Genomic DNA, 15698 nt, shown 5'->3' on the forward strand with positions numbered 1-15698 from the left:
TAACTTCGGAGTTTCCCGTCAGGCACCTCTGTGTCTGGCGGGAGCTCCTCTGCCCTGCTTCAGTCGGTGCTTTGCGCTCGCAGTAGGTCCACCAACCTACCCGCTTCTATCGGGCGACTGATCAGATACCCCTGCACCTCGTCGCAACGCTCAGCCTTCAAAAATTCAAGCTGCTCCGGCCGCTCAACCCCTTCCGCCACAACCTTCAACGACAACCCGTGAGCCATGGCAATGATCGCCCGGGTGATCGCTGCATCCACACTGCCCTCCCCCAGACCGCGGATAAACGCCTGATCGATCTTCACGTAATCCACCGGAATACGCTTGAGGTAGCTCAGGGACGAATAGCCGGTGCCGAAGTCGTCGATGGCCAGTTTCACCCCAAGATCACGCAACTGCTGGAAGGTGGCGATGATGTGTTCGACGCTGTCCAGCAACTGGCTTTCCGTGAGCTCCAGTTCGAGGTGCTGCGGCGCCAGGCCGGTTTCCTCCAATACCTGGCGCACCAGGCTGACCAACTTGCCCTGTCGCAACTGATGCACCGACAAATTGACCGACACCCGAATCGGCTCCAGTCCCTGACGCTGCCATTCGCAGGCCTGCCAGCACGCCTGACGCAACACGAATTCGCCAATGCTGCCGATCAGACCAATTTCCTCGGCCAGACCGATAAAGTCTCCTGGTGGAACGCTGCCCAGGGTCGGGTGATCCCAGCGCACCAACGCCTCGGCGGCATTCAGCCGGCCTGTGGCGAGACAGAGTTTCGGTTGGTAAAACACCTTCAGCTGCTTCTCTTCGATGGCTTTGCGCAACTGGTTTTCCAGCTGCAAGCGCTCAAGCGTGCTGGCTTGCAGGCTGTCGGTGTAAAACTGAAAATTATCACCACCCAGGTGTTTGGCATGTTGCATTGCCATGTTCGACTGGCTCACCAGCGCGGAAATTTCCCGTGCGTTGTCCGGCAACATGCTGATGCCCATGGACGCGCTGACCACCAGCTCATGCCCTTCAACGGTCACTGGCACACGCAATTTGGTCGAAAGCCGCGTCGCTACCCGTGCCAGGCTCGAGAGACTGCCGTAAGCGTCGAACAGCACCGCGAACTCATCGCCGGACAATCGTGCAATGGTGTCCGCCTCCGGCAGCGCATTGACCAGCCGCCGGGCCATCTTCTGCAATAGCTGGTCGGCTATTTCATGGCCAAGGCTGTCGTTGAGTAACTTGAAGCGGTCCAGGTTGATGTGCAACAACGCCAGACTACGCCCGCCCTGACGCACTCGCTGATGGGCCTCACGCAACCGTTCACGGAAGAGCGAACGATTGGCCAGCCCGGTCAGTTCATCGTAGTGCGTCAGGTAACGCATGCGCTCTTCGGATTCGCGCCGCGCCGAGAGATCGGCGAAGAAACCGACGATATGACTGACGTTTCCCCGCGTATCACGCACGGCATTGAGTTGCAGCCATTGCGGATACAGCTCGCCGTTCTTGCGGGTTTCCACCAGTTCGCCCTGCCAACTGCCGTGTTGTTCCAGCGACTGATGAATCGCCCCGTAGTGGCGACGGGCGTCGCGACTGCATGGCAACTCCACAACATTGCGCCCGAGCATGTCGTCGATGTCATAGCCCGTTAAGCGGCTGAACGCCTGGTTGACCGCGATGAGTGCGTAGTTCGGATCGAAAATCATGATGCCTTCGCTGGCCGCCTCGAATACCGTCGCCGCCAGTTGCCGCTGTGCTTCCAGACTCTTGCTGGCCGTGATGTCGCGTCGGGTGCCGACCATGCGGATTACCCGGCCGTTTTCGGCACGCTCAACTGCTCGACCACGGTCTTCGATCCAGACCCAGTGGCCATCGCCGTGGCGTACGCGGTATTCGATCTGATAATCCTCGCTGCGGCCCTTTAAATGTTCGACCAGCGCACGCCTCAGCGACGGCAAGTCCTCGGGATGCAGGCGCGGCTTGAGGTGGCGCAGCATGGCCGTTACGAACTCCGGCTCCAGGCCGAACAACTCCTGGAGTTGCGTGTGGTGGACTTCGTCGGTTTGCAGGTTCCAGTCCCATAATCCCAGCTCACTGGCTTTTAATGCCAGCGCCAGACGCGCTTCACTTTTGCTCAAGGCCTGGTTGGCGGCGTCCAGCTCCAGGCTACGCTGGGCGACGCGGCTTTCGAGTCCGATCTGAATTTCGCGCAACTCGTCTTCGGCACGGCGGCGCTGGTCGATTTCCTTGGCCAGTTCGTGATTCAGCTGGTCGCTACGGCTTTGGGCCTGCTGCAAATGCTCGATCAGTGACTCGTTCTGGAAGCGTCGCAGCAGGCCGCGATCAATCAGTCGATTGACCTGCCAGGCGACCACGCTCAACGCCCCTAGCAAAATCAGCCCGAACCAGCCCCAACCTTGCTCCTGCTGGTCGCCGCCCCAGAACATATACGCGATGGCCGGCAGCAGACACGGCAAGGTAAAGGATAGAAAGGCCGACAGACTGACCGCGTAGGCCACGCTGGCCGAGAGTGCTGCTGCACCGATCAAACCAAACACCCAGGCTTGCTGGATGAAATTGTCGGCGGGCACAAGGGCAATGCCGGCGCCGGCCAAGGTCAGGCCGGTCATCGCTGAGCCGAGCAAAAACATGCGACGCCAGATCGGGTGGGCCTGGCGGTTGGGAATGGCCGAATCGAACGCCGCGACCTGAATCACCCGCAACGCCACCAGCGACAGCAACCACACCAGCCAGACGCTGACCAGGAAGTAGCGCTGCGGACTCCAGAGCAAGCCCGCGCACACCAGGCCATTGATCAGCATGAACAGCGTAGGCAGAAGCGAGCCTTGGTAAAGCAGGCGCGTGCGCTCGACCGCCATTTCCATGGCGTACTGTTTGCGGATAACCCGAGGCTCCACAGTGGGGCCCGACAGGTCGGAGCTGAGGGTTATAGGCAATGTTCTTGTTCTTATAATGATGAGCATGAGCCCGAAACGTGGACCGAGCATACACAAGCCAATGCCCTTACCAAACTGCTCCAGATCATAAATTTTCCAAAAGCCCGAAGGCCCTTTGCCCCCCGAAAACCCTGGAAGCGAGGCCCACCAACGCTCGCAGCCAGTGACCGACCAGTCGTCCTGCGCGTATCTTTCATCGGCTAAAGCAAAGCGGGGTTTGCCCGGTGTGACGCAGCCCCCTAGAATGCCCCGATGCGCGATGATCTCTCCCTTCTGCTGAACTCTCTCAACGATGCCCAACGCCAGGCTGTAGCTGCCTCCGTGGGTCGTCAGTTGGTCCTGGCCGGTGCTGGTTCCGGTAAAACCCGAGTGCTGGTGCACCGTATCGCCTGGTTGATCCAGGTCGAAAACGCCTCGCCCCACTCGATCCTGTCGGTGACATTCACCAACAAGGCCGCTGCCGAGATGCGCCATCGCATCGAGCAGCTGATGGGTATCAACCCGGCCGGCATGTGGGTCGGCACCTTCCACGGCCTGGCGCATCGCTTGCTGCGGGCGCATTGGCAAGAGGCCGGGCTGAGCCAGACCTTTCAGATTCTCGACAGCGACGACCAGCAACGGCTGGTCAAGCGGGTGATCCGCGAGCTAGGCCTTGACGAGCAACGCTGGCCGGCCCGTCAGGCCCAGTGGTTCATCAACGGGCAAAAAGACGAAGGTCTACGCCCGCAGCACATTCAAGCCAGCGGCGATCTTTTCCTGGCGACCATGCGCAGCATTTATGAAGCCTATGAGGCCGCGTGCCTGCGCGCGGGCGTCATCGACTTCTCTGAACTGCTGCTGCGTGCTCTCGATCTGTGGCGCGATCACCCTGGCCTGCTGGCGCACTATCAGAAGCGCTTCCGGCACATTCTGGTGGACGAGTTCCAGGACACCAACGCTGTGCAGTACGCCTGGTTGCGCCTACTGGCCAAGGGCGGCGACAGCCTGATGGTGGTCGGCGACGACGACCAGTCGATCTACGGCTGGCGCGGCGCAAAAATCGAGAACATCTATCAGTATTCTGACGATTTCCCGGATGCCGAAACCATTCGCCTGGAGCAAAACTACCGTTCCACCGCCGGGATCCTCAAGGCCGCCAACGCCCTGATTGCCAACAACTCCGGGCGCATGGGCAAAGAGCTGTGGACCGATGGTGGCGAAGGTGAAGCGATCAATCTGTACGCCGCGTTCAATGAACACGACGAAGCACGCTATGTGGTGGAAACCATTGAAAGCGCGCTGAAAACCGGCTTGGCCCGCAGCGATATCGCCATTTTGTACCGCTCGAACGCCCAATCGCGCGTTTTGGAAGAAGCCTTGCTGCGCGAACGCATTCCGTATCGCATCTATGGCGGCCAGCGCTTCTTCGAGCGGGCAGAAATCAAGAACGCCATGGCCTACCTGCGCTTGCTCGAAGGCCGTGGCAACGATGCAGCGCTGGAGCGGGTGATCAACGTTCCGGCCCGTGGCATCGGCGAGAAAACCGTTGAAGCGATTCGCGACCATGCGCGCCACAGCGATGTGTCGATGTGGGAAGCGATGCGCCTGCTGGTCGCGAATAAAGGGCTGACCGGCCGTGCCGCCGGCGCGCTTGGCGCGTTTATCGAGCTGATCGAGAACCTCGCCGCCAAGTGCATGGAAATGCCGCTGCACTTGATGACCCAGACCGTCATCGAGCAGTCGGGGCTGATCGCCTACCACGAAGCGGAAAAAGGCGAAAAAGGTCAGGCCCGGGTAGAAAACCTTGAGGAACTGGTCAGCGCCGCGCGCAACTTCGAAAACTCGGAGGAGGATGAAGATCTGACGCCACTGGCGGCGTTCCTGGGTCACGCGTCGCTGGAGGCTGGCGATACTCAGGCCGACGAACACGAAGACAGCATTCAGTTGATGACCTTGCACAGCGCCAAAGGCCTGGAGTTCCCTTACGTGTTCCTGGTGGGCATGGAAGAGGGTCTGTTCCCGCACAAGATGAGCCTGGAAGAACCCGGCCGTCTTGAGGAGGAACGGCGGCTGGCCTACGTAGGCATCACCCGGGCAATGCAGAACCTGGTCATGACCTACGCGGAAACCCGACGTCTGTACGGCAGCGAAACCTACAACAAGGTCTCGCGTTTCGTACGTGAAGTGCCGAAAGGCCTGATTCAGGAAGTGCGATTGTCCAACAGCGTCAGCCGTCCGTTTGGCGGTGGTCAGCAGCAAAGTTCCAGCAGTCTGTTTGGTAGTAGCGAGATTCCGGACACCGGGTTCAGTCTCGGCCAGGCCGTTCGGCATTCGGTGTTTGGCGACGGCGTGATCCTGAACTTCGAGGGCGCCGGGGCTCAGGCGCGGGTGCAGGTAAACTTCAGCGAAGGCAGCAAGTGGCTGATGCTCGGTTACGCCAAGCTGGAAGCGATCTAAGGACCACATAGGTCTTGTCTGGGAGCGGGCTTGCTCGCGAAGAGGGTGTATCAGCCGGTATAAGTATCGACTGACACACCCTCCTCGCGAGCAAGCCCGCTCCCACAAGGTTTACCTTCTTACAGAACTTATCCACTCGTCCTACAGACCAAAGTTAACAGGCCTTATTGCGCTGACTGAAGCTGAATGCAACCTGTCAGGCAAAAGCCCGAAACACTCTGCCGCTAGCCAGTAACACTTCAGCTGTGCAACATGGCGCGCGTGCCTTCCACAAATGGGAATTCCCTTTATGAAACGTTTTCTTAGCATCGCCATGGCGTTGTGCATCGGCCTGACGATGAGCCTCGACGCCAACGCCAAGCGCTTTGGTGGCGGCAAGAGCTCCGGCGCTGCGCCGACTCACCAGACCAGCCAAATGGCTCCTTCTTCTGCTGCAGGCGGGGCTGCCGCCACTGCGGGCGCAGCCGGTGCCGCTGGCGCTGCCGCCAAGGCCGGCGGTGCTTCGCGCTGGCTCGGCCCTCTGGCCGGCATTGCTGCCGGTGGCCTGCTGGCCTCCATGTTCATGGGCGGCGGATTCGAGGGCATGCAGATCTTCGACATCCTGATCATGGCGGTCATCGCCTTTCTGGTCTTCCGCTTCATTGCCGCTCGTCGCCGCAAGCAACAGGAACACCTGGCTCCAGCCGGCGCGCCGATGCAGCGTGAAGTGCTTGAGCAGAAGCCTGCCGGCATGGGTTCGATTTTCGGTGGTTCGGCTGCACCGGTCGCCGCTCGTCCGGTTATCAATGCACCAGCCTGGTTCAATGAAAAGAACTTCATTGAAGCCGCCCGCAACCACTTCCAGTCCCTGCAACAACACTGGGACGCTAACGAAATGGACAAGATCGCCGAGTTCGTGACCCCGCAGCTGCTCGAGTTTCTCAAGCGCGAACGTGCCGATCTGGGTGAGGGTTTCCAGTCCACCTACATTGATAACCTCAATGTTCAATTGGACGGCGTCGATGATCGTGCGGACAAGACCATCGCCACCCTGACCTTCAGCGGTGTGTCGAAAGCCTCGCGTTTCGACCAGGGCGAAGTGTTCAGCGAAAGCTGGAACATGGAACGTCCACAGGGCGAAAACCAGCCTTGGCTGGTTGCCGGTATCCGCCAGAACGGCTGAACCGACCCGCGTTAAATGTGTCGCAACAAAACCCCGGCCTCGGCCGGGGTTTTCTATTTCGCGGTTGCATCTATAGCGAGCTACTGTATAAACCGCCCCAACTAAACCGCGCCATCAAGCAAGAGGATCCCGGACGTGGAAGAAATCATCGAACAACTGCGTGAAGCCAACGAACCGGTACCGGTCCCCTTGGAGTTGCCCGACGAAGATCTGCTGGTCGAAATCGAAGAACAACTGTTCATCGACATTCCGTTTGTCTTCAGAGAATTTTTGCTGACCGTCAGCGACGTGGTCTACGGCAGCCTGGAGCCGGTGACCGTCACCGACCCGCAATCCCACACCTACCTGCCGGACGTTGCCGCCAACGCCTGGGATGCCGGCGTTGACCGCAGCATGATTCCGATCTGCCAGGACGGTGACGACTACTACCTCGTTGAAGAGGATGGCACCGTGGTGCTGTGGCAGGCGGAAGAAGAACTGATCGCCGAAGAAACCTGGGAATCGGTGTGGCACTGGGCGCGGGATGTCTGGCTGGAAAGCTGATCCGTCCGACGCACCGTGTACGTCAATGCCCGGACAAATCCTTGTGGTTGTCCAGCGTCTCGAGCAAGGCCAGCTGCATCCGCGTATGCACGCGGATGAACCAACGCCAGAGCAACGCCGCCACGGCGGCCGTGACCACGGCAATCAGCATCAGCAACTTGTTGGTCGGCAGAATACTGGCCGACAAGGCTGCCAGCAGCACGAAGATCACCAGCAGCGACAGGATCGGGATCAATTCGGCGATCACCCTACGCACTCGCTGTGTGTGGCGGCCGGCCATCTCCGGTTTCACGCCCATCTCCGCCAACAGCATCGACAGAGCCTTGAGCTTGCGATAGGCGGCAATCAGGAACGGCAGCGACAACAGCAACGCCCCGCCCCAGACCAACGCTTTCTGCCAGCTCGGGTCGCTGATCCATTCTTGCAGGTAAGTGGACATTCGCTCAGCGAAATAAGCACCCGAGAAGAAGATCGCGATCACCAACGCCAGATTGACGCCCACCTGTAACAGGATCCGCCGGATCATCGACGCCAGCAGCGCACCCTCTCCCTGAGGCTGGATGCTGCGCAGCCATTCGCCGTACATCCCCAACACGCGGCTGAGCCGTTGTGGCATCACGGCAGCCAGTTTGATCGACAGCGGATCGGCGGCGCGGATCAGATAAGGCGTCAGCAGCGTGGTGATCACCGACACCGCCACGGCGACCGGATAGAGGAAGTTGCTGGTGACTTGCAGCGTCATGCCCAACGCCGCGATGATGAAAGAAAATTCGCCAATCTGCGAAAGCCCCATCCCTATGCGCAGCGAGGTGCGTCCGTCATTGCCGGCGATAAAAGCGCCGAGACCGCAGGAGAGCATCTTGCCGAGCACAACGGCTACGGTGATCACTGCGATCGGCCACGCGTATTGCAGCAAAATCATCGGGTCGAGCATCAGCCCAATGGCAACGAAGAAGATTGCACTGAACAGGTCGCGAACCGGCTCGATAAGGCGCTCGATCTTCAGCAACTGGCGGGACTCAGCCATGATCGCGCCGATCAGAAACGCGCCAAGCACCATGCTGTATTCGAGCTTGACCACCAGCAGACAGAAGCCGAAACACAGGCCCAGTACGGTAATCAACAGCATCTCGTTGCTTTCGAATTTGGCCACGTAGGCCAGCAACCGCGGTACCAGCAGAATCCCGATGACCAGCGCGACGATCATGAACAACGACAGCTTGCCGACCGTGGAAAACACTTCGCCGGAACTGACCGTGCCGCTGACCGCGATGCTCGATAGCAAAGCGATGATGCCGATGCCGAGAATGTCTTCGACGATCAACACGCCGAAAATCAGTTGTGCAAAGCGCTCGTTCTTCATCTTCAGGTCATTGAGCGCCTTGACGATGATGGTCGTCGAGGAGATCGCCAGGATCGCGCCCAGGAACAGCGAGTCCATGGTGTTCCAGTCGAACCAGCGTCCAATTTCGTAGCCGATCCAGATCATCAGCACGATTTCCAGGAACGCCGCGATGAACGCCGTGGCGCCGACCTTGAACAGCTTACGCAGGCTGAACTCCAGGCCCAGGCAAAACATCAGGAAAATCACCCCGAGTTCGGCAAGGGTCTTGATGGTTTCTTCATCGTGGATCAGACCGAACGGCGGCGTGTGCGGGCCGATGATGAAACCGGCGACGATGTAGCCCAACACCACAGGCTGTTTGAACCGATGAAAAAGCACGGTCACCACCCCCGCAATTAACATGATCACTGCCAGATCCTGAATAAAACTGAGGGCATGCATGTCTGGGGCTCCTTGGGTGACATCGCTCAGTCGCCAGGCGCCGGAAATGTCTGATCGAGCGGAGTAAAAATCCGCTTTCCGCGTAGGAATTGCCCTTGGGGTGGGCTTTTGAAGGGTAACACCGCGACTTCCGGCAGGAAGGCGGTGCAATATATGGAAACAGATCGATCCGGCGTGACGGCGACTACCCGCCCGGCGTCCCGATAACTGTGGTTTGAAAAAACCGAACAGGCGCCCGCAGAGGTGCACCCCTCCGAAACCTGCCTTGAACCGTGAGAACGCTATGGAACCCGGAAACGCCCAGCTGTCGATGACGGTATTGATGACCCCCGACATGGCCAACTTCTCTGGCAATGTCCACGGCGGCACCTTGCTCAAGTACCTCGACGAAGTCGCCTACGCCTGTGCCAGCCGTTATGCCGGCCGCTACGTGGTGACCCTGTCGGTGGATCAGGTGATTTTCCGCGAGCCGATTCATGTCGGCGAACTGGTGACCTTCCTGGCCTCGGTCAACTACACCGGTAACACCTCCATGGAGGTGGGCATCAAGGTAGTGACCGAAAATATCCGTGAGCGCTCGGTGCGCCACACCAACAGTTGTTTCTTCACCATGGTGGCGGTGGATGATGACCGTAAACCAGCCGCAGTGCCGCCGCTGCAGCCGCAGAACAGCGAAGACAAGCGCCGCTTCATGCAGGCTCAACAGCGCCGTCAGATCCGGCAGGAACTGGAAAAGCGTTATCAGGAGATCAAGGGCGACGCTTGAGCTGGTCAGGCAGTTTGATGGCGTTCTTTAAATAGCTTTCGCGAGCAAGTCGAATGGAGCGACACGACATCAGAGGCTGATCGCAGTCGCTTCAAACCGCACCCGCGGATGCGCAATCCGGTCCTGCGCACGCACCAGCTCCAGTTCATAGCTGGCGCAGGCCTGGGTTTCCAGCAGCACTTCATGCACGGCAGACGCTGCAAACTCAAAAGCCGCCACCAGGCTATCGCCCAGCAGTACACGCGCCAGAAACAGCCCGGACGTCAGATCGCCAACGCCCACAGGCTGACGCGGAAATGCCAGCATTGGACGTCGCAGGTGCCAACTGCCTTCGCTGGTCACCAGCAACATTTCGAAGACATCCGCCGGTTTGCCGGGATAGGCTAGGTGCTTCACCAGCACCGCTTTCGGGCCGCGCGCCAGCAAGGCTCGCGCCATGGCCAGGCAATCGAACAGCGACTGCGGCTTGCGCCCAGAGAAGCTGTCCAGCTCCAGCTGGTTCGGGCACATGAAATCCGCCACGGCAGCCGCTTCTTCCAGCAGGAAATCGCTGACTTCTGCTGGCACGCTGCAGCCCTTCTCAGGATGGCCCATCACCGGGTCGCACAGATACAGCGCCTTGGGGTTCATCGACTTGATCCGTGCCACGCCGGTCAGGATTGCCCGGCCCTGGGCTGCACTGCCAAGGTAACCGGACAACACGGCGTCGCAGTTACCCAACTCACCAATCGCCGCAATGCCTTCGACCAATTCGGGAATGTGGTGTGGCGACAGCACTTCGCCCGCCCACTGCCCGTATTGAGTGTGGTTGGAAAACTGCACGGTGTTGAGCGGCCAGACATTCACCCCGGCCCGCTGCATCGGAAAAACAGCGGCGCTGTTGCCGGCGTGGCCGAACACCACGTGGGACTGAATGGCGAGCAGATGGGGCGTACGTTTCATGCGGTGAGTTCCGTAAAACGATTGAAATTCGAGCCGCGCAGTATGCGACTAAACGCAGCCTGTACGACAGACCGGCGACGCAGTTAAGCTGGCACTATCTTGTTGGAGCACCCTGTTGATGCTGACCCTCGGAAATATCTTCGTGCTGATGCTGCTCGCCACCGCTGGTGCGTGGCTGTGGCACAACCATGGCTTGCGCGAGCGCGCGCTGGAGCGGGTCAAGCAGCATTGCAGCAAGCTCGGGATCGAGTTGCTGGACGGCAACGTAGCGCTGAAAAAAATTGCATTCATCAAGGATGCCAACGGCCAGCGACGTCTGGCCCGTGTGTACAACTTCGAATTCACGGTGACCGGCGAAACACGCCACAACGGCACCATCACCCAATTCGGTGCCCACAGCGCGCAGATCGAACTGGCCCCCTACCCAATGCCCTTCGACGACACACCTCCGGTGGTTGACGTAGTGAAGCCTCGCGCTGAAGTGATTGAGCTTAGTCAGTGGCGGCAGGAACACACGAAGTGGCGGCCTTAATTCGACCGGCAGTCGGCCAAATCTCTTTGCAGTGAATCAATCTCCTGCGGCTCTCTGAAAATCAGCTCGATCCGCGAATCGCGGCGCCATTCGCTGGGTTGCCAATCCAGCGTCGAATTATCCAGTGCATTCGCCGAAACCCAACCCTCGACGCTGTGGATAACCAGCTTCGCCCGCCGCCACGCAAGGCGTTCAAGCCATCGGCCAACGCGCGCGCAGTCGAACGTCTGACTCGGATGCCAGCGCCAGCCGATGCTCCAGCCGTCATCCTGTTCCTGGCTCAGGCAAATCGGCAGCGCGGGATCGGTCCAGATGGCCGGCGTCTGCGTCAGTCCTTTGGCTGCAATGAAGTTATCCAGACCCGCCACAGCCTGCGCTTCAAGACCTGGCAGCTCTTTCAAAGGAAGGAAGGCCTGCTGCGTCCAATACAAAGGACGTGACGGCAACTGCGCGATAACTCGCTTTCGATCAGCCTCCTCAAGATTTTCAGACTTATTCAACAGCAACAACCCTGCGCTGTTCAACGCCTCCCGCTGTGTCACCGGCAGTGGTTTGCCAGCGGCGAGCGCTTGGGCATCCAGCACCAACACGCAAGACTGAACCGCCAGCACGCCGACCCACGGCGCCTCACTTAACTGCTTGAGCAACTGCGCCGGGTGGCCGAGTCCGGACGGTTCGATAAACAACCGATCCGGCCGTGCCTTGCGCAGCAAACGGCCGAGACCGATCTGAAACGGCGCACCATTGACGCAACACAAACAGCCCCCGGCCACCTCGCCCAGTGCGATACCATCGACGTCCCGGGCGAGCAACGCGGCATCAAGGCCTATCTGCCCGAATTCGTTGATCAGCACCGCCCAGCGCTCGTTCGCCGGTCGCTGTGCCAGCAGGTGCTTGATCAAACTGGTCTTGCCTGCGCCCAAGGGGCCGGCAATGACGTGAGTGGGAATATTCTGCAGCATGGTCGGTGTTGTCTGAGGAGGTAAAGATGCGGTTGATTGGCTGGACGTTGCTCTTGGTGCTCGTTTCTGGCGAAGCGATGGCCCAGGCTTGCGTGGTACATAGCACGGCTGAGCGACTCGACGTGAAAATCTGTCAGCAGAACCGAAACATCCCGAAAAAACTCTTCGCCGATGGCTTCTGTCAGCCGAACCTTCCTGGCCAGAAAGTCGAGGTGCGATACGTCGATCATTGCCCCAGCGGCGCATTCGGCGTGTGCAGCAATGCTCAAGTCGCCAATATGCCTTACCGGCAGGATATTCACTATTACGGCGTGGCGACCGACGCGGCTTACCTGAAGCCGTTTTGTGAAAGCCAGAGCCAGGGTAACTGGCTCAAGCCTTGATCCGCTAACTCAGCCAATCGAGAGTCAGAATCAAACGGCGTTCGCCCGCCGCGAGCTGCGGCGAGCGATGAATCAGGCCAAAGCCTTCGTTGCCATGCCATTTCTCGCCCTTGAGCAATGCGACACCGCCGCTGCCGATTTGCTGGATCAGCGAATTGTCCGTGGGTTCGGCTTCGGGTTGGCTCAACTGGCGGCGATCCATCGCCCCTTCTTTCAGCCACTGACTGCCAACACCGGCGTACGTGGTAATCAAGCGCACCGGTACATGATCGACGTGGAAGCGCGGGCACATGGCGTTATCCAGCACCCGTAAACGCACGCCGATGCGCTTGGCACCCAGCAGACAGGCGAAGGCGCTGACCAGCCAGGAAACGTCGGTGATGAAACCCTCATAACCCTCAAGATCGCTGAATCCCGAGGCTAATCCGTGGAGGTTGGGTTCGGTGTCTTCGTTGACGATTTCCAGCGATAACGACTCGGCCAATGGCTCATTCAAGGACAGCAGCAGGCTGCCGAAATCGGCGATGTGTGCCGGGAGTTGGCGCTGCCAGATGGCGAGGTTGACACCGTCATCGAGAATCCGGGCAAGGGCTTGGGGCGTCTCGCCCTGAACCTGAGAAATGACCGGCAGCAGCTTCAAGGTCGGTGCCAACATCACGCAGCATCCTCTTCATGCCAAGGACCAAACGGATCAGGCAGCATTCGCCAGCCCTCGACGCCAGATGCCATTTCATCATTGGTCAGCAGGCAATCGTCCAGCTCTGCGGTGAGTTGGGTGAAGTTGATGTTCTGGCCGATGAACACCAGTTCCTGGCGGCAATCACCGATGGTGGCGGTCCAGTTTTCCATGATTGCGGCGGTGCTTTCTTCGTCCTGCGGCCACTGGGTTTTTGGCACGAAACGCCACCAGCGTCCGGCAAAACCATGGCGCATCAAACCGCCCGCCTGAGACCAGCTGCCCGCATCCATGGGCTTGCTCGCCAGCCAGAAAAACCCTTTGGAGCGCAGCAGTTTGCCGTTCACCCAAGGACGGTCGATGAAGCTGAAAAAGCGCTGCGGGTGAAAGGGTCTGCGTGCTCGATAAGCCGCCGAGGCGATGCCGTACTCTTCGGTTTCCGGCACGTGCTCGCCGCGCAGCTCGTGCAACCATCCGGGTGCCTGCGCAGCTTTTTCGAAGTCGAAACGCCCCGTGTTGAGGATTTTCTTCAGGGGAACTTCACCCATGACCATCGGAATGATGTCGGCTTGCGAGTTCAATCGTTCGAGGATCGCGATCAGCTCCTCACGCTCGCGGCTGCTGATCAGGTCGATCTTGCTGATCAGGATCACGTCGGCGAATTCGATCTGCTCGATCAACAGGTCAGTGATTGAGCGTTCGTCCTCCTCGCCGAGGGTTTCGCCCCGGGAAGCGAGGCTTTCAGCGGCCTGATAGTCGAGCAGGAAGTTCATGCCATCGACCACCGTGACCATGGTGTCGAGCCGTGCGATGTCGGCCAGGCTTTGCCCTTCTTCGTCACGGAAGGTGAAGGTTTCCGCCACAGGCAACGGTTCGGAGATACCTGTGGATTCGATGAGCAAGTAATCGAAACGGCCGTCCCTGGCGAGTTTGCTGACTTCTTCAAGCAGGTCTTCGCGCAAGGTGCAGCAGATGCAGCCGTTGCTCATTTCCACGAGCTTTTCTTCGGCGCGATTCAGGGTGACGTCACGCTGAACTTCGCCGCCATCGATGTTGATCTCGCTCATGTCGTTGACGATCACCGCGACCCGCAGATTCTCACGGTTACGCAGCACGTAGTTGAGCAACGTGCTTTTGCCGGCGCCAAGAAAGCCGGACAGGACGGTCACGGGGAGACGATTGGGCATAAGGATTTCCTCACAGGGATGCCCGGTCGCAGTGTATCGGGCTTGATTTTGAAAAAAGGCGTAGTCGATTTTTATGTAATAACATAACATGTTAATCCGACTTCCACGATGAGCCTGTTATGAATGCGCTGACTCTCCCGGATATCGCCGCGCAGGCCTCACACCAAGCCCTGCCACTTGAATGGGTGGGCATGTGCGGCATTGCACTTCCAATTTTCTTCGATGGCCAGCGCTTGAGTGCGAAAGCTGACGCGGGCGTGAGCCTTGACGATGGAGAAGCGCGGGGCATTCATATGTCGCGGCTGTATCTGGCGCTGGACATGCTCGAGCAGGAGAACCTGACGCAAGCCCTATTGCGACGCGTCTTGCAGCGATTTCTCGAGACTCATGAAGGTCTATCCAACAGTGCTTATCTGGAAATTCACGCTGATTTGTTGCTCAAACGGCCAGCGCTCATCAGTCCATTGTCCGGTTGGAAAACCTATCCAGTTAGCATCGCAGCGCGTCTGAAAAGTGCGATGTTCCACGTGGAACTAAAAATCGACATCCCTTATTCCTCAACCTGCCCCTGTTCGGCCGCACTGTCACGGCAGTTGATTCAACAGCAATTCGTCGATGACTTCGCCAACCGATCACTTGAACACGCGGATGTTTTAGCATGGCTTGGTTCCGCAAAAGGCATCGTTGCGACGCCTCATAGCCAGCGCAGCACCGCGCACTCAAAGCTTCGTCTCGACGACTGTCTGGAAAACCTGCCACTGGTTGCGCTGATCAACGATGCCGAAGCCGCCCTCGCCACCGCCGTGCAAACCGCTGTAAAGCGCGCCGACGAACAAGCCTTCGCCCTGGCCAACGGGCAAAAACCTGATGTTCTGTGAAGACGCCGTTCGACGCTTGAATCTGGCGTTGAAGCGCTCTACCGGCATCAACGCCTTCCATCTGAAAGTCGTCCACGCGGAAAGCCTGCACGCCCATGACGCCGTCGCCGAAAGTCGATGGAATTGGGAGGCGGCATGATTCGCTGCGAGGCTTTGCGCTGGGGAGCGCCCAGACACTGTTACTCGACGAACCGCATGCCGCCTCGATGAACTCGGCCAGTCACTGCTGTGGAGCTGCCCGGCGGCCCGGCCATCGCGTTAGTGGCTGGCGTTTTTTATCTGCTGTCGTGGTGTTCGCGGTGCACGGCCTGCTGCACCGCCCGCCTTTGCTCACATCCCAATGAGGTGTTGCCCGATGCGCGTCGGCACCACTCAGCCTTCGATGGTCACGATTACCCGGTCTCGGTAACCCGATCAAATGCGACCGGCGATCGCACGCTGGTGTCCGGACAAATCGCATGGCGTGACAAAGGTCTTAATGACAATCGTCCGGGTTTACCTCTACGGTTTAT

At 59.2% G+C, this 15698-nt stretch carries 12 protein-coding genes and 1 pseudogene; 7 read left to right on the forward strand and 6 right to left on the reverse strand.

Going from position 1 to position 15698, the window contains the following annotated elements:
- Positions 1–59 precede the first annotated feature (59 nt).
- Positions 60–2927, reverse strand: coding sequence for an EAL domain-containing protein (locus ACYZT9_RS00675; RefSeq protein WP_462010295.1), 2868 nt, complete (start codon positions 2925–2927; stop codon positions 60–62).
- A 258-nt stretch (positions 2928–3185) separates the two neighbouring features.
- Between ACYZT9_RS00675 and uvrD the strand changes: the two genes are divergently transcribed.
- The 3 genes from uvrD to ACYZT9_RS00690 all read left to right on the forward strand — a co-directional run bounded on the left by uvrD (position 3186) and on the right by ACYZT9_RS00690 (position 7074).
- On the forward strand, positions 3186–5369 hold the full coding sequence (gene uvrD, locus ACYZT9_RS00680; protein WP_462008112.1) for a DNA helicase II: 2184 nt from the start codon (positions 3186–3188) through the stop codon (positions 5367–5369).
- 289 nt (positions 5370–5658) lie between these two features.
- Complete coding sequence (locus tag ACYZT9_RS00685; RefSeq protein ID WP_462008113.1) at positions 5659–6531, forward strand: Tim44 domain-containing protein; 873 nt, start codon at positions 5659–5661, stop codon at positions 6529–6531.
- A gap of 135 nt (positions 6532–6666) precedes the next feature.
- Positions 6667–7074 (forward strand): SMI1/KNR4 family protein, encoded by a 408-nt coding sequence (locus ACYZT9_RS00690; RefSeq protein WP_077430996.1) that lies wholly within the window; start codon positions 6667–6669, stop codon positions 7072–7074.
- Positions 7075–7096: 22 nt separating this feature from the next.
- Here the strand turns inward: ACYZT9_RS00690 and ACYZT9_RS00695 are convergent, their stop codons facing one another.
- A complete protein-coding gene (locus ACYZT9_RS00695) occupies positions 7097–8860 on the reverse strand; it encodes a cation:proton antiporter (RefSeq protein WP_462008114.1) in 1764 nt (587 codons plus the stop codon).
- Between the two features lie 283 nt (positions 8861–9143).
- Here ACYZT9_RS00695 and ACYZT9_RS00700 point away from each other — a divergent pair, with 283 nt between their 5' ends.
- Positions 9144–9626, forward strand: coding sequence for an acyl-CoA thioesterase (locus tag ACYZT9_RS00700; RefSeq protein WP_010465381.1), 483 nt, complete (start codon positions 9144–9146; stop codon positions 9624–9626).
- 69 nt (positions 9627–9695) lie between these two features.
- Here ACYZT9_RS00700 and pdxY read toward each other — a convergent pair whose 3' ends face one another.
- Complete coding sequence (gene pdxY, locus ACYZT9_RS00705; RefSeq protein WP_462008115.1) at positions 9696–10568, reverse strand: pyridoxal kinase PdxY; 873 nt, start codon at positions 10566–10568, stop codon at positions 9696–9698.
- A gap of 118 nt (positions 10569–10686) precedes the next feature.
- On the opposite strand from pdxY, the gene ACYZT9_RS00710 reads away from it, so the two are divergent.
- Positions 10687–11100, forward strand: coding sequence for a DUF3301 domain-containing protein (locus tag ACYZT9_RS00710; RefSeq protein ID WP_462008116.1), 414 nt, complete (start codon positions 10687–10689; stop codon positions 11098–11100).
- Here the strand turns inward: ACYZT9_RS00710 and ACYZT9_RS00715 are convergent.
- Positions 11097–12062 carry a CobW family GTP-binding protein gene (locus ACYZT9_RS00715; RefSeq protein WP_462008117.1) on the reverse strand — a complete coding sequence of 322 codons (966 nt, stop codon included), beginning with the start codon at positions 12060–12062 and terminating at the stop codon, positions 11097–11099. The genes ACYZT9_RS00710 and ACYZT9_RS00715 overlap by 4 nt on opposite strands.
- Before the next feature lie 26 nt (positions 12063–12088).
- Between ACYZT9_RS00715 and ACYZT9_RS00720 the strand changes: the two genes are divergently transcribed.
- On the forward strand, positions 12089–12445 hold the full coding sequence (locus ACYZT9_RS00720) for an NADH:ubiquinone oxidoreductase (protein ID WP_462008118.1): 357 nt from the start codon (positions 12089–12091) through the stop codon (positions 12443–12445).
- Between the two features lie 4 nt (positions 12446–12449).
- Here ACYZT9_RS00720 and ACYZT9_RS00725 read toward each other — a convergent pair whose 3' ends face one another.
- Together ACYZT9_RS00725 and zigA are read right to left on the reverse strand one after the other, a co-directional pair.
- The gene (locus tag ACYZT9_RS00725) at positions 12450–13100 is read right to left on the reverse strand and encodes a DUF1826 domain-containing protein (RefSeq protein ID WP_462008119.1); all 651 of its coding nucleotides are present in this window, start codon (positions 13098–13100) and stop codon (positions 12450–12452) included.
- Positions 13100–14308, reverse strand: coding sequence for a zinc metallochaperone GTPase ZigA (gene zigA / locus ACYZT9_RS00730; RefSeq protein WP_462008120.1), 1209 nt, complete (start codon positions 14306–14308; stop codon positions 13100–13102). Before zigA ends, ACYZT9_RS00725 begins: the two co-directional genes overlap by 1 nt.
- 119 nt (positions 14309–14427) lie before the next feature.
- Here zigA and folE2 point away from each other — a divergent pair.
- Positions 14428–15325 (forward strand): annotated as a pseudogene (folE2, locus tag ACYZT9_RS00735) (GTP cyclohydrolase FolE2).
- Positions 15326–15698: the final 373 nt, after the last annotated feature.

The organism is Pseudomonas sp. ZT5P21, from assembly GCF_054897785.1.